General features: G+C 71.5%; 30 protein-coding genes. 9 read left to right on the forward strand and 21 right to left on the reverse strand.

What is annotated here, in order from left to right:
- The first annotated feature begins 11 nt into the window (after window positions 1-11).
- On the forward strand, window positions 12-464 hold the full coding sequence (locus O7624_RS07850; RefSeq protein WP_282239515.1) for a GNAT family N-acetyltransferase: 453 nt from the start codon (window positions 12-14) through the stop codon (window positions 462-464).
- On the opposite strand, the gene O7624_RS07855 is transcribed toward O7624_RS07850, so the two are convergent.
- Window positions 454-738, reverse strand: a complete 285-nt coding sequence (locus O7624_RS07855) for a hypothetical protein (protein ID WP_282239516.1) — start codon at window positions 736-738, stop codon at window positions 454-456. The genes O7624_RS07850 and O7624_RS07855 overlap by 11 nt on opposite strands.
- A 389-nt stretch (window positions 739-1,127) precedes the next feature.
- Between O7624_RS07855 and O7624_RS07860 the strand changes: the two genes are divergently transcribed.
- From O7624_RS07860 to O7624_RS07890, 7 genes are all read left to right on the forward strand, one after another.
- Window positions 1,128-2,006 carry a helix-turn-helix transcriptional regulator gene (locus tag O7624_RS07860; RefSeq protein ID WP_282239517.1) on the forward strand — a complete coding sequence of 293 codons (879 nt, stop codon included), beginning with the start codon at window positions 1,128-1,130 and terminating at the stop codon, window positions 2,004-2,006.
- Complete coding sequence (locus O7624_RS07865; protein ID WP_282239518.1) at window positions 1,999-2,193, forward strand: DUF397 domain-containing protein; 195 nt, start codon at window positions 1,999-2,001, stop codon at window positions 2,191-2,193. Before O7624_RS07860 ends, O7624_RS07865 begins: the two co-directional genes overlap by 8 nt.
- 58 nt (window positions 2,194-2,251) lie before the next feature.
- Entirely contained in the window at window positions 2,252-2,545 is a 294-nt protein-coding gene (locus O7624_RS07870; protein ID WP_093402848.1) for a hypothetical protein, read from the forward strand.
- Window positions 2,546-2,714: 169 nt separating this feature from the next.
- Complete coding sequence (locus O7624_RS07875; RefSeq protein ID WP_282239519.1) at window positions 2,715-2,924, forward strand: hypothetical protein; 210 nt, start codon at window positions 2,715-2,717, stop codon at window positions 2,922-2,924.
- Between the two features lie 72 nt (window positions 2,925-2,996).
- Window positions 2,997-3,542, forward strand: coding sequence for a hypothetical protein (locus O7624_RS07880; RefSeq protein WP_282239520.1), 546 nt, complete (start codon window positions 2,997-2,999; stop codon window positions 3,540-3,542).
- A complete protein-coding gene (locus O7624_RS07885; protein ID WP_282239521.1) occupies window positions 3,539-3,886 on the forward strand; it encodes a hypothetical protein in 348 nt (115 codons plus the stop codon). The genes O7624_RS07880 and O7624_RS07885 overlap by 4 nt, the downstream gene beginning before the upstream one ends.
- Window positions 3,883-4,770: a DUF2637 domain-containing protein gene (locus O7624_RS07890; RefSeq protein WP_282239522.1), complete on the forward strand. Its 888-nt coding sequence runs from the start codon at window positions 3,883-3,885 to the stop codon at window positions 4,768-4,770. The genes O7624_RS07885 and O7624_RS07890 overlap by 4 nt, the downstream gene beginning before the upstream one ends.
- Before the next feature lie 66 nt (window positions 4,771-4,836).
- Here O7624_RS07890 and O7624_RS07895 read toward each other — a convergent pair whose 3' ends face one another.
- From O7624_RS07895 to O7624_RS07905, 3 genes are all read right to left on the reverse strand, one after another.
- Entirely contained in the window at window positions 4,837-5,166 is a 330-nt protein-coding gene (locus O7624_RS07895) for a hypothetical protein (protein WP_282239523.1), read from the reverse strand.
- Window positions 5,163-5,378 (reverse strand): hypothetical protein, encoded by a 216-nt coding sequence (locus O7624_RS07900; RefSeq protein ID WP_282239524.1) that lies wholly within the window; start codon window positions 5,376-5,378, stop codon window positions 5,163-5,165. Before O7624_RS07900 ends, O7624_RS07895 begins: the two co-directional genes overlap by 4 nt.
- Window positions 5,379-5,516: 138 nt before the next feature.
- Window positions 5,517-6,746, reverse strand: a complete 1,230-nt coding sequence (locus O7624_RS07905) for a helix-turn-helix transcriptional regulator (RefSeq protein WP_282239525.1) — start codon at window positions 6,744-6,746, stop codon at window positions 5,517-5,519.
- A gap of 176 nt (window positions 6,747-6,922) precedes the next feature.
- Between O7624_RS07905 and O7624_RS07910 the strand changes: the two genes are divergently transcribed.
- Window positions 6,923-7,609, forward strand: coding sequence for a hypothetical protein (locus O7624_RS07910; protein WP_282239526.1), 687 nt, complete (start codon window positions 6,923-6,925; stop codon window positions 7,607-7,609).
- 181 nt (window positions 7,610-7,790) lie between these two features.
- Here the strand turns inward: O7624_RS07910 and O7624_RS07915 are convergent, their stop codons facing one another.
- The 17 genes from O7624_RS07915 to O7624_RS07995 all read right to left on the reverse strand — a co-directional run bounded on the left by O7624_RS07915 (window position 7,791) and on the right by O7624_RS07995 (window position 18,491).
- Entirely contained in the window at window positions 7,791-9,785 is a 1,995-nt protein-coding gene (locus tag O7624_RS07915) for a hypothetical protein (protein WP_282239527.1), read from the reverse strand.
- Entirely contained in the window at window positions 9,782-10,117 is a 336-nt protein-coding gene (locus O7624_RS07920) for a hypothetical protein (RefSeq protein ID WP_282239528.1), read from the reverse strand. The genes O7624_RS07915 and O7624_RS07920 overlap by 4 nt, the downstream gene beginning before the upstream one ends.
- Window positions 10,117-10,359 carry a hypothetical protein gene (locus tag O7624_RS07925; protein ID WP_282239529.1) on the reverse strand — a complete coding sequence of 81 codons (243 nt, stop codon included), beginning with the start codon at window positions 10,357-10,359 and terminating at the stop codon, window positions 10,117-10,119. The genes O7624_RS07920 and O7624_RS07925 overlap by 1 nt, the downstream gene beginning before the upstream one ends.
- Before the next feature lie 12 nt (window positions 10,360-10,371).
- Window positions 10,372-10,785, reverse strand: coding sequence for a hypothetical protein (locus O7624_RS07930; RefSeq protein WP_282239530.1), 414 nt, complete (start codon window positions 10,783-10,785; stop codon window positions 10,372-10,374).
- Window positions 10,785-11,225, reverse strand: coding sequence for a hypothetical protein (locus O7624_RS07935; RefSeq protein ID WP_282239531.1), 441 nt, complete (start codon window positions 11,223-11,225; stop codon window positions 10,785-10,787). Before O7624_RS07935 ends, O7624_RS07930 begins: the two co-directional genes overlap by 1 nt.
- Entirely contained in the window at window positions 11,226-11,531 is a 306-nt protein-coding gene (locus O7624_RS07940; protein WP_282239532.1) for a hypothetical protein, read from the reverse strand. It lies immediately after the preceding gene.
- Window positions 11,528-12,127: a hypothetical protein gene (locus tag O7624_RS07945; protein ID WP_282239533.1), complete on the reverse strand. Its 600-nt coding sequence runs from the start codon at window positions 12,125-12,127 to the stop codon at window positions 11,528-11,530. The genes O7624_RS07940 and O7624_RS07945 overlap by 4 nt, the downstream gene beginning before the upstream one ends.
- The gene (locus O7624_RS07950) at window positions 12,042-12,578 is read right to left on the reverse strand and encodes a helix-turn-helix domain-containing protein (protein WP_282239534.1); all 537 of its coding nucleotides are present in this window, start codon (window positions 12,576-12,578) and stop codon (window positions 12,042-12,044) included. The genes O7624_RS07945 and O7624_RS07950 overlap by 86 nt, the downstream gene beginning before the upstream one ends.
- A 2-nt stretch (window positions 12,579-12,580) precedes the next feature.
- On the reverse strand, window positions 12,581-12,850 hold the full coding sequence (locus O7624_RS07955; protein ID WP_282239535.1) for a hypothetical protein: 270 nt from the start codon (window positions 12,848-12,850) through the stop codon (window positions 12,581-12,583).
- A gap of 8 nt (window positions 12,851-12,858) precedes the next feature.
- Window positions 12,859-13,116 carry a hypothetical protein gene (locus O7624_RS07960; protein ID WP_282239536.1) on the reverse strand — a complete coding sequence of 86 codons (258 nt, stop codon included), beginning with the start codon at window positions 13,114-13,116 and terminating at the stop codon, window positions 12,859-12,861.
- Between the two features lie 207 nt (window positions 13,117-13,323).
- Entirely contained in the window at window positions 13,324-13,518 is a 195-nt protein-coding gene (locus O7624_RS07965) for a hypothetical protein (RefSeq protein WP_282239537.1), read from the reverse strand.
- Window positions 13,515-14,204: a DUF4326 domain-containing protein gene (locus O7624_RS07970; protein WP_282239538.1), complete on the reverse strand. Its 690-nt coding sequence runs from the start codon at window positions 14,202-14,204 to the stop codon at window positions 13,515-13,517. The genes O7624_RS07965 and O7624_RS07970 overlap by 4 nt, the downstream gene beginning before the upstream one ends.
- A 310-nt stretch (window positions 14,205-14,514) precedes the next feature.
- Window positions 14,515-15,666, reverse strand: a complete 1,152-nt coding sequence (locus tag O7624_RS07975; RefSeq protein ID WP_282239539.1) for an AAA family ATPase — start codon at window positions 15,664-15,666, stop codon at window positions 14,515-14,517.
- Window positions 15,663-16,400 carry a ParB N-terminal domain-containing protein gene (locus tag O7624_RS07980; RefSeq protein ID WP_282239540.1) on the reverse strand — a complete coding sequence of 246 codons (738 nt, stop codon included), beginning with the start codon at window positions 16,398-16,400 and terminating at the stop codon, window positions 15,663-15,665. The genes O7624_RS07975 and O7624_RS07980 overlap by 4 nt, the downstream gene beginning before the upstream one ends.
- Entirely contained in the window at window positions 16,397-16,726 is a 330-nt protein-coding gene (locus O7624_RS07985) for a hypothetical protein (RefSeq protein WP_282239541.1), read from the reverse strand. The genes O7624_RS07980 and O7624_RS07985 overlap by 4 nt, the downstream gene beginning before the upstream one ends.
- The gene (locus O7624_RS07990; protein ID WP_282239542.1) at window positions 16,726-17,025 is read right to left on the reverse strand and encodes a hypothetical protein; all 300 of its coding nucleotides are present in this window, start codon (window positions 17,023-17,025) and stop codon (window positions 16,726-16,728) included. Before O7624_RS07990 ends, O7624_RS07985 begins: the two co-directional genes overlap by 1 nt.
- Before the next feature lie 536 nt (window positions 17,026-17,561).
- Entirely contained in the window at window positions 17,562-18,491 is a 930-nt protein-coding gene (locus O7624_RS07995) for a tyrosine-type recombinase/integrase (RefSeq protein WP_282239543.1), read from the reverse strand.
- Window positions 18,492-18,511 lie beyond the last annotated feature (20 nt).

Here is an 18,511-nt window from a genome sequence, read left to right on the forward strand (position 1 = left end):
ACGCTCGCGGGATGAGTGAGGTGATCTTCCGTGAGGCGGTCCGGGCCGACCTGCCGGCCATCCTCGACCTGCTCGCCGACGACATGCTGGGGCGTACCCGTGACGTCGGCGAGGTCGACGCCACGTACGAGAAGGCGTTCGCGGAGATCACCGCCGACCCGCGTAACCAGCTCGTCGTCGCCGAGGCGGGGGGTGAGCTGCTCGGCTGCATGCAGCTCACCTACATCCCCGGGCTCGGCCGGCACGGCACCGAGCGACAGTTGATCGAATCGGTCCGGGTCCGCTCGGACCAGCGCGGACGGGGCCTGGGCCGGCAGATGATGACCTGGGCGATCGCCCAGGCGCGGCGGCGCGGCTGTGGCCTGGTGCAGCTCACCACCGACAAGAGCCGCCACGACGCGCACCGCTTCTATCTCGGTCTCGGCTTCGTCGCCAGCCACGAGGGCATGAAGCTCAGTCTCTGACACCCGCGGGCGGAGGCCCGGCCAGCCGGGGTCGCCCCACGTCGCAGCCGAGGATTGTGGCCCAGAAGGTCGTCAGCGTCGCCAGACTCGACCCGTGGGTCAAGGATCGGGTGGACTTCCGGATCAGCCAGAAGTCTCCCTCGGGCAGGACGACCGCCCAGCCGATCGGAATGTCGTTCTCCGCCACGAGCACCAGCAGTTCCGGCTTGCTGTCGACCTCGATCTCGGGCAGGTCCGCCACCTCGACGGACCCGATCCCCTGCTCCGCGCTCACCGGTAGCTCCGCCGGTGGCATCGCCGCACGGCGTGGCGGGACCGCCACAGCCTGGCCAGCCGCAGCAACGGCCGCTGCCGCGGCTGGCCCGCCGTCGGGGCGTTACGTCCGGGTTGATCAGCACGGTACGCACCGGCTCGCTCGTGGTACGCGGACCGTTGCACCACGTCGATCGGTTCGTCCTGCCGTTGAAACCATTTCCACCGAGCCACCACGAGCCTCCCGCGAACACGCACCGATATTGCCGATGCCCGCCACCATCGGCCCGCGCTTCGCCAATCTGCAGCGTCTCATTCGGAGATTCGGGGAAAGATATTTACGGTGTGTCGTCTGGGCCTCGATGCTGTTCCAAACGAGACACTGGCTGCACCGATGTGAGACGGGGTGACATGAGCGACGTTGGGTCTTCGGTGCCACGGCGGCAACTGGGCAGGTTGTTGCGCCAGGCCAGAGAGGAAGCCGGCATCAACCTGGAGGCTGCCGCCGAGGCCCTCGAATGGTCGCGCGCCAAGATGTATCGCTTGGAGAGCGGACAGACCTCTCTGCGTACCCACGATGTGACGCTGATGTGCCAGCACTACGGCACCTCCGGCGAGCTGACCGAGGTCATGGTCAGTCTGGCCCGGGAAAGCAAGAGTCGGGGTTGGTGGCACGCCTACGGTGAGGCCATCCCGGCGTGGTTCGAGTTGTACGTCGGGCTGGAGGCGGCGGCCCGCCGCGTGCGTCAGTACGAGCCGACGCTGATCCCTGGGTTGCTCCAGACCGCCGAATACGCTGCGGTCATCTTCAGCGCCAAGGCTGGCCGGAGCCAGGATGAGGTTGCGCAGAAGGTCGCACTACGCATGGAGCGTCAGAAGCTGCTCGCTCGCCGCAGCCCAAAGGCTCCCAGCTTCGAAGCCATCATCGACGAGGCCGTGATCCGCCGCCCCATTACCGACCTGGACGCCTGGCGCAGCCAATTCGCACACCTGGTGAACGCCGCACAGCGACCGAGCATCTCGGTCCGGGTGCTGCCGCTGGGCAGCGGCCCCCACGCGGCATCCGTTGCCGGGTCGTTCATCATGCTGGACTTTCCGGCGGTCGGCACGCGGCCCGCAGAGCCGTCGACCGTCTACAGCGAATCGCTGACCGGCAGCCTTTACCTGGACAAGCCGACAGAAGTGGCGGCTTACGCTGACGCCTGGTCCACCCTTCTGGACCTTTCGCTGGGCGTGCGCGAGTCTGAAGATCTGATCGGGACGGTTATCAAGGAGACCTTCGATGAATGACTTGACCAACGCCCGGTGGCGCAAGAGCAGCCGGAGCGGGGAGGGCGAGTGCGTCGAGGTGGCCGACAACCTGGCCGACGTCGTCGGGGTGCGGGACAGCAAGGACGTTGCCGGGCCGGTGCTGCGGTTCGACGCCTGCCAGTGGCGCTCCTTCGTGAACGGTGTGAAGGGTGGCACCCCGAGCTGACGCTCGATCGGCGCGGGCGCGTTGCCCGCCGTAGCGCGGGGCTGGTTCGATCACCGGCATGGAGATCTTTCTGGCCACACTCCTCGCTCTGGTCGTCGGCCTTCTGCTCGCTCAGGCGCCGAGCCGTCGCGAGGTGGCCCGCACCGCATACCGGCTGACCGAGCTGGAGCGGCGGCTGACCCTGGTGATGGATCACCTCGGCGTCGCCGACACCGACCCGCTGCCCCCGGTCGTCCGGGAGCACCTCGCCCGCGGTAACAAGATCAAGGCGATCGCGGAGTACCGGAAGATCACCGGCGCGGACCTGCTGACCGCCAAGACCGTGGTGGAGGCGGGCGACACTCGCCGGTGACGGTCAGCGGGGGCGGTCGCGGTCCTTGGACGGCTGCACGCGTTTCGGCTCGCCGGGCATCTTCGGGGAGTCCGCCCCTTAGCGGTGTGCTTCACCAGCAAAAACGCAGGTCGCAGACGAGCGTAGACACGGAGGTTATCCGGCGGATTCGCGCTCGTCTGGAGGCGTCATGTCGCACCCGATCACCCGGGTTTCTCGGCCGATCGCTCGCTTGGGCGTGGCCCTGGCGGTGGCGGTCGTCGCTGGCGTCGCGGTCGTGCTCGGCCTGGCCGCCGCTCTCGATGCCACCTGGGATCCGCGCGGTGCGGTCATTCTCGCTCTGGCCGCCGTGTGGATCCCGCAGGCACTCATCACTGCCGCCCGTCACCGGCGGCGCTGACCAATAGGACGGCCCCGGCAGGTGCGCCAACACCTGTGATCCGGGGCCTTGACGGGAATCGGAGTCCCGCCCATGAGCACCCTACCGACCCTGCCCGTCTGCGGACGGCCCGCCACGATCCGCGTCGAGGCGTACGGCACGCTCGACGGCAACCCGTGCGGCACGCTCGACGCGTCCGTCTACGTCTGCCCCGACCACGCCGCCCAGACCGTCACCGTGTTGGAGGCGGCCGGGTTCGCTACCCGCCGCCTGGCCGGCGGCACCGAGGTGAAGCGCTGCGGCGACGGCATGGACTTCACCGACCCGACCGAGGTCCGCACCCTGACCGCTCCCGTGTCTGGCGTGCCAGACACCACCTCGGCCGAACCGCCGTTCAAGCTGCCCGAGTGCACCGCCCCCGCCACCGTCCGCCTGGAGGTCTACAGCTCCGCCCCCGGTGACCTGTACGGCTCGCTCGACGCCTCGGTGTACGCCTGCGACCGGCACAGCATCGACACCGTGACGGCCGTCTGGGTGGCGAACCTGACCGCCCACAAGGTCGGCATGGCACCCGACGTGCAGCGCACCTGCGGCGAGGTGCACATCTTCCCCACCGGCACCCTGGGTGGTGCCCGATGAGCCGCCCGGACCGGTGGTGGCGGCCGGAGGCGACCCGACGGCCCGGTGGTGGCGCGCGCCGTCGGGCCAACGTGCGACGGCAGACCAACGCCGCCTATGACTCCGGCTACGCGGCCGGCTACGTCGACGGCCTGGAGCGCACCCGGGCGCGTGACGAGCAGATCACGCGGCTCGCGCGGGCCGCCGACGCCGCCGAGAACGGGGATTACACCCTGTTGGACGAGATCGCCCGGGAGAACGGTCTACCGGAGCCGGGCGTTGCGTCGCTGGCCGAGGTCGACGGCGCGCAGCTGGTCGCCGGCCTCGAGAACTGGCTCGCCGAGCAGAACGGGGACGACCGGTGACGGCACCCGCGAGCGCCCACCCGCGCAGCGTCGACGACCTGTTGCCGGCGGCGCGCGCCCTGGCCGACGAGCAGGGCTCGGTGCCGTCCCGCAACGCGATCATGCAGCGGCTCAAGGTCGGTGCGCCGAAGGCGACCGCCCTACGCTCCGCCCTGCTGGCCGACGTCGTGTCTGGCATGCCAGACACCAGTTCGCCAATTGGCGAACTGTCCGAGCCTGGACAGTTGGCCGAGGTGTCCCAGGTGGGACAGTTGCCGGACCCGTGGGAGCACGCCGTACCGGTCGCTCCGGAACCCATGGGTTCCACCGAACCAGACCCGGGCTCGACCGTTACAAATGTAGCGGTCAGCGCCGAGCCGGAGCAGCAGGCCACGGGCGACGGACACCCGGGCACGGCCGCCGACGTGGTGTCTCCAATTGGAGACGTGGCGACTGATGCACCCGCATCAGACGGACCCGACCGCATCACCCTGGCCGAACTCCGGTCGCTCAAGCGGGTGCGGTGGGCGGTCCGCGGCGTGCTCGCGTTGGGCGTGGCCGCGTCGATCGCCGGGAACGTGCTCCACGCCCGAGACGACCTGATCTCGCAGATCATCTCGGCGTGGTCGCCGCTGGCGCTGCTGCTCACCATCGAACTCATCTCCCGGGTGCCAGTGCACCGTCGGCACCTGGCCGTCGCTCGGTGGTTCGCCACGGCGGTGGTCGCCGGCATCGCCGCGTGGGTCAGCTACTGGCACATGGCGGACGTGGCAAGCCAGTACGGGGAGAGCGGCGGCAGCCAGTACCTGATCCCGTTCTCCGTCGACGGCCTGGTGGTCGTCGCGTCGATCTGCCTGGTCGAGCTGGGCGGCCGGATCGCAGCGGCGGGCCGTAAGCAGCGCTGAAACCCGTGAGCGGGATACGGATTTGAGGGCCCAGCCGGATCTGTCCCCGGCTGGGCCCTCAGCGCGCTACGGGGAGCAGGTGCACCGCGTCCAGGCGGTGAATCGGGTGACCAGCTCCCCCGGATCAGCGGCCGGCAACTCGTCCAGAGCGGTCGTCAGCAGCGCCCCGACGTACATCGACAGGGCCACCCGATCACGGCCGTACGCCTCGGCCAACCGGACCCGCGCCGGGGAGCACGGCCACGGCGTGCCGGGCTCGCACGTCCCGCACGTCCAGGCGGGCCGTAGCGGCGTGTGCTGGTCGCCGAGCCGGGCCGGTAGGGCGTCGACGGCGCGGCCGATCCGGGCCGCCTCAGCGGCCATGGCGTCGCGGTACGACACGATCCGATACGTCATGCCGGCCACCGGGCGTTACGCCGCGCCTGGTCGAGCAGACGTTGCCGGGCCGCGTCCCGCTCGATGTCCTGCCAGCGTTGTCCGGTGCCCGGCGGTACGGGCCGCTGTCGCAGCCGTTGCCAGAACCTGCGCCACATGCCCACCGCCACCACCTCCGCCGGGTCGGGGAAGGCGGCGGCGGGTGCCCTGCAACGTGGGACGCGATGGACCACCGCCGCCGCCGAGGGCCTGGCGCAGGGGGACCACGCTCGGCCTCTCCCGTTCACCGTCCCGGTTGGACCGACGATCAACCAGGGACGCCGGCGACCAGACGCGCAGGTCGGCGGGGTAACTGGTACGTGGTGTGCCAGTCAGGGCGTGCAGCCGACCAGCGCGGCCAGTTCGGACAGCTCGGCCGACATCGCTCGACGGCGCCCGTCGGAGATCTGCTGCACGATGTCGCGGGCGTACCGCTGGTGCCGCAGCCACGCCGGAGCGCGGTCCCGCAGGTCCAACAGCACCCCGGTGGCGTCGGCGTACTGACGCCGCTCGGCGTACGCCCACGCGACGTCCAGGCGGTGACGCTGCCACGAGGTGGCCACCGTCTCCCCGACGGGCACCCGGTCCGCCAGCTGGAGCACCCGCACCGGGTCGCCAGCCACGGCCGCCGCCTCGACGCGCATCATGTCGACCCGGGCCGTTCGGAACCCGCCCAGGATGGTCAGGTGCCCGCCATTGACGGGCCGGTCCGCGAGTCGGGCTGCCGCAGCTGCGGCTGCGTCGAGCAGCGTCGTGGCGTCGTCCGGTCGGTTGTCCCGGGCGGCAGCCGCGGCGGCGGCGAGCAGCAGCCACCCCCAGACGGCCAACTCGGCTGGCTCGGCCTGCCGTAGCCGCGGCTCGATCGCGTCGGCGCTGGACACCGCCACCCGTTCCGCGTCCGACAGCCGTCCCTGGCGCAGCAGCAGCCACGACGAGCCTTTGACCGTGGACGCGCCGAGCACCGGGTCGCCGGCCGCCTCGGCGGCGTCGAGCGCGCTGACCACAGCCGCGTACGCCAGATCCCCGGCGCGTAGCTGAATCAGCAGCTCGGTGGCCAGGTACCGGGCCTGCGCCAGCGTCGCGTGTGCCCGGCGGCGTGCCGGGTCTGCGCTGGCGTCGGCGGCGTGCCGGGCGTCGTCGAGCAGGCCGGGCATCCCGGCCAGTGCCGCCGCGTAGTCACCCCGGTGGTAGGCCGCGTCGGCGTTAGTCAGACGGCGGCGGACCGCGTCCAGGGTGGGCGGCGGTCCGTCCGGCGCAGTGGCCACCGTTCCGACCAGGCCACGGGCGGGGGTCAGGGTGCGCCGGATCTCGGCCAGGGACAGCGGCCGGTGGTCGGGCTCGCGTCGGGCTGCGGCCTGCGAGGTGTCGCCGAGCAGCGCGGTGGTGGACACGTCCAGGGCGCGGGCGAGGGCGTGCAGCGTCGCCATGCGGGCGGAGGCACGGGCGCCGCTCTCCAGCTTGCGGATGGTTTCCACGGACACCCCGGCGCGCTCGGCGAGCTGCTCTTGCGTGAGTGTGGACTGGCGGCGGATGCGGGCGAGGTGCTCGCCGATGGTCGGCATGGTCGATCGTCTCCCCAGGTGGAGGGCTGGGCGGCGACCTGCCGGCCTCCACACCGGCGGGCCGCCACAGTCGACGGTACTCCGCGCCGGGATGCCACGACAGCGGCCGGCACGCGAGCCGGGCCGTGTCGGCGAGGCGACACCGCGATCCGCCCGGTACGGCGCAAGATGCCGTGGTGAAGATCGACCGCAAGATGGTTCTGCTGTTGGGCGGCACGGCTGTCCTGTTCGTTGTCGCCGTGGTGTTCTGCATCGCGGCGTGGGCGGTGGCCAACGCCCCCGATTCCGGTCCGGAGCGCCCGAAGGTCACCGACTGGATGCAGGCGTGGGGAAGCATCGGCGGCGTGATCGCCGGCTTGGCGGCAGCCGGCGCGGCCACCATGCTGCTGCTGCACGAACGCCAGCGAGCGGCCGAGGCGGAGCGTCTGCTGGCCGAGGAGCGACACGAGGCCCGACTGGACGTGCCCCGCTCGCTCGTCGTCTCCCGGGCTCGATTCAGCACGTACGGCCAGGGCGGTGACTACATCAACGGGGTGGTGGTCAACCTGAACAACTTCGGAGCGACACCCCTGCGCAATGTGGCCCTGGTTGTGGAGCTTCCCGAGGACGGCCGCTATCTCATTCTGAGACCCATTCCGCTGATCGCGCCCGGCGAGGCCGTACCGGTGCGGCAGGACTACAAGGGCGCGGTCCACGTACCCGGACCGTGGGTGCCGAGGACCGGCACTGCGCCGGTCACTGCTTGCTTCATCGATCACACGAACACCGCGTGGGAGAAGACGAGCGACGGCGAGATATCCCGGACAACGCTGCCGTATCCGCCGGTCATCCGTGCTGCTCAGTCCGAGGCCATCCCTGCATAGAAGGCGTGATCGGTAAGTGCGGGACGAGTTGACCGATCCTGTCAGGGCCGCCGTCGCGGTGGCGGTTTCGACGGTGAGCGGGTGTCGGGCCGGCGGGGACCGCCTGGTGACGGGCCGGCAGGGCCGGTCGGCTTGGGCGGTCCGCCCGGCCGTGGACCCGCCGGACCGGTGGGCACGCCGCTCAATAGCCCAGGGTCAACTGGACGTTGCCGCCGCCGATCAGGCGTACCTCCCGGCGCAGCATCCGGATCAGTTCGGCCTCCAGGCTGCCGCGCGGTGCGCGCAGCTCCAGCACGACGTGCACCTGCTGAGGTGTCGCCGCTGCCGCCATCCCGCCGCCACCGGCAGCTGCTCCGCCGGCCGCCGAGCGGCCACCAGACGCGATCACCTGGCGCAGCCGGTCGAACCCGTCCTTGCCGCCGAGCCGATCCACCTCGGCGGCCGTCAGGACACCTTCACCGGGGGCGAGGACCGCCGGCACCGAGTCGACACCCTTCGGGCCGGCGGCGTCGATGTAGCCACCCCGCGAGAGCGAGAACTCGCGGTGTCCGCCCCTGGCCGTGTGCTGCTCCCTGACCAGTCGCTGGTAGATCGTCGAGGTCTTGTCGAGGTTGACCTTCTCCAGCCACGCCTTGTAGGTGCGGACCTTCTTGATCGCCGCCGCCGTGTTCGCGTCGAGCCTGGTCTCCCACTGCTTCGGGATCGACAGGACGCTGTTGACGTACGCGCGGGCCTCGGCGTCGGTGCGCCCGTACGCCCTGGCCTGGTTGTACAGGGCCTCCCGACCTTCGTTGATCTTCGCCGTGGCCGCCGACGTCGACTGCGTCTGGTCGTAGATGGCCTGCGCGGACGTCTTCGCCGAGGTGGCGATCCGGTCGAGGGCCTCGCCGTACTCGCGTCCCCGCTCGGTGCCCCCGGCGAAGTCACGGGACTTGCCCTGGAAAGCCTTCCGGGCGTCGTCGATGGCGGCCTGGAAAGCGCGCTCACTGGCGTTCACGTCGAGCTGTACGCCGTTGAGGGCCTGGAGGACGTCGAGCAGCTTCGCCGACTCGCGGGCGGCGCCGCCGGCCGAGTCGCCGACCCCGTCGAGTCCCTCGGAGAGCCGCTGCGCCCGCTCCGCCGCGTTCGCCTCCCGGTCGGCGATCAGCGCGAACCCCTTCGCCAGGTCGCCGGACAGGAACGCACCGAGAATCTCACCCTGCGAGTAGAGCTCGCTGGTCACCTTGAGGAACGCGAACAGGGTGTGGACGCCGCCCTCCACCAGCGTCAGCAGCACTGACAGGGCACGGCCGCCTTCGTCGGCGTACTGGCTCAGGTCACTGAGGCCGTCACCGATCGCCTTGCCGATGCCGGAGATGCCCCGCATCAGCGAGTGCACGGCCGGGCCGGCGTTCTCCACCGCGTCGGTCAGCCCGGGCAGAATGTTCCGCCAGGTGTCGGCCAGGCCGTCAGTCACGATCGGCACCAGCCGCGCGGCACCGGCGAACAACCGGGTCATCTCCGGCTCGGAACGCTTCGCCTCGGTGCGCAGCTCGGCCAGGGCCCGCAACGCCGCCGGCACCATCGGCGCGGCGGAACGCTCCAGCACCCCGCCCACCTCATCGGCCAGATCTCCGGCCGCCGCCTTCACCGCCGGATCCCGCGCGGCTACCGCCAGGCCACCGGCCACACCGCCCAGGCCCACCCCGCCGACGATCGCCGACCCGAGGCCCGCACCGACCAGCGTGACCAGCCCGGCCACCAGCGGGGCACCGATCGCCGCGACGGCGGGGTTGAGGCCCGCCATCGGCATCCGGGCCATGACCGGACCGAGCCGACCCACGAACGACACCCCGACATCGGACGCCAGCTGCGCGCCCATCTGCGCGCCCACGTTGTCCGGCAGTAGCCCGCGTACCTTCGTCAGCCGACGCACCTCGGTCTGCTGCTTGCGCATCGCCCGCGTCAGGTCCAGGCGGTCAGCAGCATCCTGCGTGCGCGCGTACTGGCGGGCCAGATCCCGCAGCGACCCCTCGGCGGCCTCGATCTCCCGATCCAGGCGGCGAGCGTCGTCGGCGGTGTCGTCCAGCTGGTCGCCGAACTTGTCCGCCGCCCGGCCTGCCTTGTCGAAAGCCGGGCTGACCGTCTCCCGGCCCAACAGGTTGATCAGGATGTCGCGGGTGCTGCGCGTGGTCACTGGTCGCCGCCCTCGGCCGGCGGATCACCGAGCTGCATCTCGGCGAGCATCGGCAGCGGGTTGAAGTCGGCCAGCTTCACCGGACTGCCGCCCAGGTGCAACGCCAGCCACATCACACCCACCGTGCCGGCCATCTCGCCCCGCAGCATCGACGCCACCGCCGACACCACACTCAGCCCCAGCTCGGCCCGCAGCTCGTCGTCCAGGGCCATCAGCGCACGGGCGCGCAGACCGTTGAGCTTCTCCTGGTCGAAGTCGTGCCACCCGTCGCCGTAGGCTTCCCGGTCCACCTCGGCGAACCGGAACCGGATCGCCGGAAGCTCTCGCCCCATCACCCGACACCCCCTTGATCAGCGAGCACACCGGGCACCCGGTCAGTCAGCGCGGCCCGCAGTTCCGCCGCCAGCACCGCCCCGTCGTTGGTGCCGGAAATCTCGACCAGCATCCGCATGGTCAGCTCCATCAGCGACAAAATCAGGTCCGTCTCGTGGGCGCGGCTGGTGATCGCGTACACGGCCTCGAAATCGCCGTCGAGCAGCGCGGTCAGCAGTGCCAACGCCGCCGCATCCGTCACCACCGCCACCGCTCAGCCCTCCACCGGACGCGCCGGCCGGTCCACGCAGCCCGGACAGGCCACCCGCCAACCGCCGCCCGCCTCCACCGCCGTCAGGTGGCCGCCCAGCATGACGTGCGGGTCGCGGGCCACTGCCCCTGGGCACCAGTTGCCCCACCGGAAGACGTGCCCGCGCACCGCCGTGTCGACGGCGTGCTGACGGCGGGCCCGTTCCGCGTCGGCGTCCTCCAAGCGCTGCGCCAGCTCGGCGGCCCGCTCAGGTGTCAACGGCCGCGCCAGGTCGAACAGGCCCGGCGCATCCCGCACCAGCCACGGCAGGTCACCCGGGAACGGCGTGACCGGCTGACCGGCCCGCCACGGCCCGATGCGCCGCCCGTCGCGGGTCGCCTCGTAGCCGTGCAGCGCCTCGAACATCGCCGCCGGCATCAGATGCCGTCCATGTGCAGGATCACCCACACCACGGCCGCCAGGTCCGCCGAGGTGCCGTCCCAGCCCGCGTTGGTGGTGATCTCCGCACCGATCAGCGCGCCGGCCGGGAACGTCACCGTGCCGCGCGGGATCCTCGTGCGCCCCGACTGGCCGGTGGTCATCGCCACCGCCGACGCCGCGGCCTCCGTGCCGTCGACCGTCGCCCCGACCGTCAGTGTGCCCGCCGTCGCTGCCGCCGACAGCCGCGTCGACACCGCCACGATCTCGCCCTCGAACGGCATCACGTACCCGTCCACGGCGTTGCTGGCCGCCGACGCCACCTCGGCGATCAGCAGCTGCGTGTCCGTCTGCGACGCCGCCACCGCGTCCTGCATGAACACCAGCGGCACCAGCTGCCCCTTGGCGATGATGCGCTCCATCAACGACGTGCGACCCATCTACCGGCCCCCCTCGATCAGTTCCCTCACCAGCAGCACCGCCACCCGGCGCCGCAACGTCTCCTCGCTGATGCGCTCCTTGGCCCGCGCCAGCCGCCACCGCAGGTCTCTCGTCATCCGCATCAGCTCGACGTCACGGTCATGCCGCTTCGGATCCAACGCGTCCAGCAGTTGCCGAGCGCCACGTGGCGACACCCGGCCCGTCGACCGTGGCACCGCGCCGGACGAGAACGACGTCGAGCCGTTCAGGTAGCCGATCACCTGCGTCGCGCCCGGCCCCGGATGCGGCCGGCCGGCCCGGTTCACCGGTCACCGCCGAGCCGGGCCACGATCGCCCGCTTGCTGTCCAGGTGGGTGCGGATCGCGTTCACGACCTGATGCCGGCTCATGCCGGTCGCCTTCGGACCCAGCTGCCGCATCAGATGCTGCAACGACGACGGCACCGCGAACTGCCCGCCCGTGTTCGCGCCCAGCTTCGCGGCCTCGTCGACCACCGCCGCCACCTGGTCGAGCAGCGGCAGCACCTCCGCCAACTTCTCCCACGCCGCCAGTGCCCGCCGCACCGTGTCCAGCTGCGCCCGCTCCGCGTCGATCGGTTGCAGGTAGCCGCGCAGCCGCAGGTGCTCCTCCGCCAGCGGCTCACGCTGGCCGAGCAACTCGGAGATCCGCCGCCGCGCCGCGTGCAGCATCTCCTCGCTCCGCCACAACTCGACCGAGCCACCTGCGCGGGCCCGCACCGACTCGACGATGGCCTCCGCCGCGTCGCGCTCCGCCTCCTGCTGCCGCAACTCGCCCTCGATCGCCGCCAGCTGCTGCTCAACCTCGGCGAACCGTGCCCGCAACGCCTGCTCGTCCGGCGACACCACCGCCACCGGCTCGACCTGCGGCTTCCGTTTCGTCAACACCGCCACCCGCGCGCCTCCTGCTCATCCACCGGTCCACCGCCGGTCCGGTGAACACCCATCGGCCCCCGGTGATCCGGCCCGCCAGAGCGCCAGCCCGAGCGGCCTTCCTGACCGCCCTGTCCGACGTCCCGGCGAGCCGGGCCACCTCGACCGACCCCAGGACCGGGCCGCCTTCAACCTCTGCCACCGAGCCTCCAGCAGCGGAACCGGGCCGCGCGAGCAGCGGAACCGGGCCGGTACCGGCAACGGAACGGCGAGCCGCGATCAGCTGCTCCGCCTGCTCGGCGACCGCCAGCACCTCCGCCAACGCCGGATCGAACGTCACCCCGTCACGGGCCGCGCTGCGCCTTGCCTGACGCAATGCGACCGCCAGCACCCGGGCGGCCACCTCGGCGTCGATGACGACGGCCTGGCCGACCAACGCGGCACGCGACGGGAGCGCGGCCATCCTCACTCGCCCCGGAACTGGTCGGCGGTTCGCTCGTACATCTCCACCAGCCGCGCAGCACGCCGGGCCGTCAGACCGTCGATCACGCCCGCCTCGGGTCCGCACGTACGCATGTGCGACAACGTCAGAGCCAACTCACGGCGCGCCATCTCGCGCGTGTCCCCGCCGTCCACCAGCCGCGCGAACCGCACCGCGGCGTCAGCCAACGTCACCCACGCCGGATTGGTCGGATGCACCGCCCGGCGCACCCGGGCCCGGGTCGCAGTCTCCACCGGCCCCATCACGCCCCCCGCAGCAACCTGTCCAGGTCGTCATCGGACAACGCGACCGGCTCCACCGGCACCGGATCCCCCGACAACGCGGCGATCGCGTTCCGCAGCTCCCGCGCCAACCCCGCCAGCGCGTACAGCGGCGCCTCATCGCCCTCCATCACCGCGGCGATCCGCCGGGCGGTCGCGGCATGTACCTGCTGCTCGGGAGACAACTCGCCCAGCGAATCGACCAGCTCGTTGACGCGCCTCAGGATGTCGTCAGCCACGGCCGTACCTCCTTGCCTGTTGATCGTTTTTCCTGCGCGCCGCGCGGAAAGATGTCCACCGCTACGCGTTGGGGTGACAGGGGCCTTACTCACCGTGATTTCAGACCCCCTATCCCCCGGGCCATAGGGGGTTCGCGGTCACGACCGCGCACGTCCCGGTGACCCCATGCACTTACCTCGCTCGCCATCTGTACAGGTCTGGAGTTTTCACGTCGCCGCCCCACCGTCGGGCCGCCCGCTGGCCTCGGCCGCCTTGCCGGACTCGCCCACCACCTGGTGCCCGCCCCCGGATCGAACGCGGATGCCCGTGTGCCTCAGCTCGCGCCGCTGCTGGCGGTGCTGCGGGCACCCGTCCGGCTCGTTGGCCTCCCGGCAGCACGCCGGCGGCAGTGGCTGCGTCACAGCGCGCTCATCCGGCTGACGATGTCGTCGAACCGGCCCCGGTCGTCCGGGGTCATCAGGGGTCGCAGGTCGCCGAGGGTGGCCCCGTCGCCGAACCGGTCGAAGTACGGCCGGGTGAGGGTGGCCAGCTCGTCGGCCAGGGCGTGTTGCTCGCGGGCGTGCTCGGCGAGCTTGGCGGAGTGGTCGCGGGCGGCCTGGAGTTCCGCCATGGTCGCCCGACTGACGAGGTCGTGCTCGGCGTCGCTGAACGGCCGCCCGTCGCGGTGGCACAGCTCCCGGTTGGTGAATGCCTCGGGGGTGAGGTTGGCGCAGTCGAGGATCAGCTCGACGACATCGAGGTTGACGGTCACGGTCGGTTCCTTCCGGTTGGCCACGGCGATCAGGTCGTCGACGTGGCAGGGCTGTTCGGGCTTGCACCAGCAGGCCAGGTCACGGCCGGCCAGGTCGGCGCGTGCCGCGTCGGCGAGGCCGGGCAGCACCTGGTGGCGGTAGAGGCTCAGGGACTCGGTGAGGTTGTGTGTGGTGCCGCCGCAGTCGGGCACCCGGCAGGGTTTGCCGACGCGGTGCGGGTTGGCGTACGGGGAGCCGCGTAGCCCGTAGCCGGCCCGTCCGACGTAGACGGCCCCAGCGGGCACGGTGGTCTGCCCGGCGCGGCGGGTGGCCTTGACCCGTTGTGGCGCGTTCACGGTCGGTCCCTCCTGGCCCGTGCGAGCCGTTCCCGGTGTCGTTGTGCCAGCCCGGCATCCCGGGCGGCCTGGCGCTGCTGGCGTTCGTCGCGTCGCCGTTCCCGCCGAGCGACGGTCGCCGCGACGGCCTCCCGTAGCCGCGCGTCCCAGTCGATTTCGAGGGGCGAGGCACTCCCACCCCCTCTAAAGAGGGGGGTGGGAGCGTGCACCTCAGGGGCGTGCACCCCCGTGTACCTATGCGTGCACCTGTGACCTGCGGTTTCATCCGGGGCGTGCACCTGGAATGCACCCCGTGGACGTGCACAGCCGTTCATGCGGCGTGCACCCCTTCGTGCACCTCGGAGAGAGCCAGGTAGTAGCGGGCTGGAGACCCACCCGTCTCCCCACCCGTGCGGCTCAGGTGACCCGCGTTGACCTTCTTCTCCAGCAGCCGGCGGGCCTTCTCCTTCTGCGCCCGGGACGGGTTCGGACGCTCGAACAACGCGACGGCGTACTCCATCGCGGTAAGGCCCTGCACGCCGGTACGGCGCACGAGCGCCACCAGGTCGACGTTCACCTCCACCGTGCTGGTGCCGTGCTCGTGGTCGTGCACCACCCGGAACGGGCCGACCTCCTGCGACGGCTGCTTGAGGTGCCGCCACGTCACCACCGGATCGCCGGCCTCGCCCCACAGGCTCACCACCGACCCGGCACCCGACGTCAGCCACGTCGAGCCGTAGACGCCGGCCAGGTCGTCCGGAGCGGACCCGTTCGCGCCCCGCTTGATCGTGTGGTGCAGCTCCAGCACCTGGATGCCCTCGGTCAACGCCTGCTGCCTGGCCCGGTTGTAGCCGGCACCGACCGCGTCCTCGGCGATGCCCAACGCGGCGTCCTTGATGCTGTCCACCACCACCGTGTCGGCCTTGGCCTTCTGCGCCATCACGGCGAGGATGTCGCGCCGCTGCGCCATGTCGTACGGCGGTGGGCCCTTCCAGATGGCCAGCCGTTCGTCGAGCAGCGCCCGGTCCTGCGGCCGGAAGATCCGGCGTGCGGCCCGTTGGAACTGCGCGGGCCGGTCCATGGCGAGGTAGAGCACCCGACCGTCACCCGGGCGCACCGTGTGGCCGAGCACCTGGTCGGCCAGGCCGAGCCGCGCCCGGACAAGCTGGATCGCCAAGGTGGTCTTACCGACGCCCTGCGGCGCGGCGATCATCAGCGCCTCACCCTCGGCCCAGATGACGTGCTCCCCGTCGCCCCAGACCGCAGGCGGAGTGTCGGGGATGTCGAGCACGAACGCCCCGCCGCGGTGGAACAGGTCGGGTGTCTCGGCTTCCACCTCGGCGCGGCTCACGGCCGGAGCGACGGGCCGCTCCGTGGTGACGCCCTCCGGCCAGCCCTCGGCGCGACGGCCGGGCAGGGCGTCGACCGGCACCGAGCCGGGCACGGCCACCGTGACGTCCTCCCACTCGACAACCTCGGTCACGCGGCACCGCCGGTGGTCGTCAGGTAGATGGTGCGCAGTTCGTCGGGCTCCCGGCGGCATTCCTCGCCGTACCAGCCACCCGGCCATTCGAGCACCGCGCCGACCCGATCGGTGTAGAGCACCTTGCGCACCGGACCGAGGAACTCCTCACCCTGGCCGGCGGCCTCCACCTCGAACCGATGCCAGAGCGTCGCCAGCCAGCCGACCACCTCGCCGGGCGTCTTCCCGCCGAGCAGCATGACGATGATCTGGCCGTCGAGCGTCCGGAGCGACCCGTCGATGCCGGCCTCGATCCGAGCCAGCGTCGCCCGGTCCGTCTCCGGCTGGGGCACCTCGGGGTGGGGAACTCCCCACCCGCCCCGGCGGATCGCCCCGACCGTCTTGTGGTCGACGCCGCACACTCGACCGATCGCCCGATCTGACCGCGACGGGTCACGCTCCAGCTCGGCGACCACCAGCGCGCGACGCTGCGCCCGGGTGAGCATCCTGCGGTGCGCGTTCACCGCGACCGCGTGGTGCCGTTTCTCTTCCTCGGTCAGCCCGGCCACCACGCGGGTCGGGCAGTCGATGCCGAGGTCCTCGGCGATCTGCTGGCGGTGGTGGCCGTCGAGGACCTGGCCGTGCTCGTCGACGTCGACGGGCACCCGGATGCCGTGGGCCTCGATGTCGGCCCGCAGGGCGGTGTACTCGTCGGCGGTGAGCGGGGGTAGCAGCTGGTACGGCTGGTCGGTCACGCTGCCAACCTCCACGGGTGCCGTGCGCCGGCGGCTTCCCGCTCGGCCACGGTGAGGTTGAGACCGGTGCACGGGCCCCACCAGTCGTGTTCCCCGTCGTGCCGGACGGCGCAGTCGACGGCCGGCGGCTTGTCGACGGCCAGGTGCCGGTCGAGGGTCAGCACGGCGCGGCGGTGGTGGTAGAGGCGCTCGCGTAGCTGAGCTCGGCGACGCGGGTCTCCCCCGCGCGGGTAGGTCGGCGGTAGCATCTGTGCGACGTCCTCGCCGGCCGTCATCTGCGAGGCCGCCCCGTTCCCGGTGGGGCGGCCTCCGTCGTTGGCGGACATCAGGCGACGGCTTCCGCCTGGTCGCTGCTCTCGGCAGCCTTCCGTGCCGCCCTCGCCCGCCGGGTCTGCGCCGACTTCAACGCGAGCCGAGCGAAGTACGCCTTGCGGGCGGACTCGGCACGCTTCGCACGTTCGGCCGGTGGCAGCTTCCCGTCGGGGTCGACCTGCTTCTCGAAACGCTCGTTGAAGGCGCTACGGGCGGCGGCGGTGGCCGCGGCGCGGTCGTCGCAGCCGGCCCACTTGATGTGGGCGGCGAGGGCGGCGATCTGGGATCGCTCGGTGGGGTGTGCTGATGCCATTCGGGGGAGTCCTCTCGACTCGCCCCACCCCGAGTTTCACGAACGGGTCCACGGTGACGCTGGGTAGCAGCCGACGCCCCGCCGATTGGTCGGGGCTGGCCACTGCTGGCACGTTGCCCGTTGGCAACATGCGCTGTGCGTCGTTAAGTTGTGGCGTGAGCGCCTCCGGCTGCCCGGCCGTTGGTGCTCGGTTCCCGTCCGAGTTGGTGCTCGGGTTGGGGGCTTACATCCATGTAGTGATCTCGGCGGTGTGCCGGTGGACAGCACCGTATGGCACACCGCCGGGGTCTCTCAACTGTGACTGCGACCTGCGGTAACGCTAGACGTGGATTCGATGCGCGTAGCGACTGAAGATCGGGCGCACGGTGCGGCGTAGTGCAGTCGGGTCAGCCGAACGCCGCAGGTCAGCGACGTGGAGTGATCGGAAGCCCGAAACCATCCTGTGACCTGCGCCACAGCGGTGACTCTTCCACGTCGAATCGGACATAACTGTCCGTGATCCCCAGGCGTAAACGCTCGACAATCCGGGACAGCACTCAGAGCCGGTCACCGAGCGCCATCTTGCGGTGAGCACCGCGCGCCCGTTCCACCGCCGTCGACCGGGCGTAGACCGACAGCATGGCGTCGGACCGCCACCCGGCGAGCTGCATCAAGTCACGCTCCTGGCCGCCCTCGGCGAGCCACCGGTGAGCGAACGTGTGCCGAAACGCGTGCGGGTGCAGGTCGGGCACCTCGGCGGCCTGGCCGAGCACCTCCAGCCGCCAGCGCACCCCATCGGCCGACATCGGCCCGCGCTCGCCGAGCAGCAGCCGGGGCGTACGGGTCGCGTACGGGTGCGCGTTGCGGGTCCGCAGGTATCGGTCGATGGCCTGCCCGGTCCGGGCGCCGAACGGCACCACCCGCGGCCGGTTGCCCTTCCCGACCACGTACACCAGCTCCTGTTGCAGGTCGACGTGCTCGGGGTGCTCCAGCCCCACCAGCTCCGACACGCGCAGCCCGCAGTCGGCGAGCAGCCGCACCAGCACCTCGTCGCGGCGGCCGTCGAAGATGCGCCGGTCGTACTGGCCGGCCTTGCCGCGTGGCACCTGGCACGCCTTGAGAATCCGGGCCAGCTCGTCATCGGTGAGCACCCGCACGGGCTTCTCCGACCGGGCCGGCATCTCGACGCCCTCGGTGGGTGCCTTGTCGAGCTCGCCCTCGGCGACCAGCCACCGGCAGAACCGGCGCATCCCGCGCAGCCGGGTCCGCACGGTCTCGATGTCGACGCGGTCGGCGAGGTCGGCCAGCCACGCCGACAGGGCGTGCCGGTTGAGCTGGTCCAGGGTGGTCGGTCGTCCCTGGGCGGTGAGCCAGTCGCAGAAGAACCGGATCGACTGGCCGTAGAGGATCTGGGTGCGCTCGGCCTTACCGGCGGCGCGCAACGATCGCCGGAACGAGGCGGCGAGGTCGGGGATCTCGGGCGGCATGCCGGGTAGATTATCTGGCG

The sequence above is a fragment of the Verrucosispora sp. WMMD1129 genome, assembly GCF_029581255.1.
GTDB lineage: Bacteria > Actinomycetota > Actinomycetes > Mycobacteriales > Micromonosporaceae > Micromonospora > Micromonospora sediminimaris.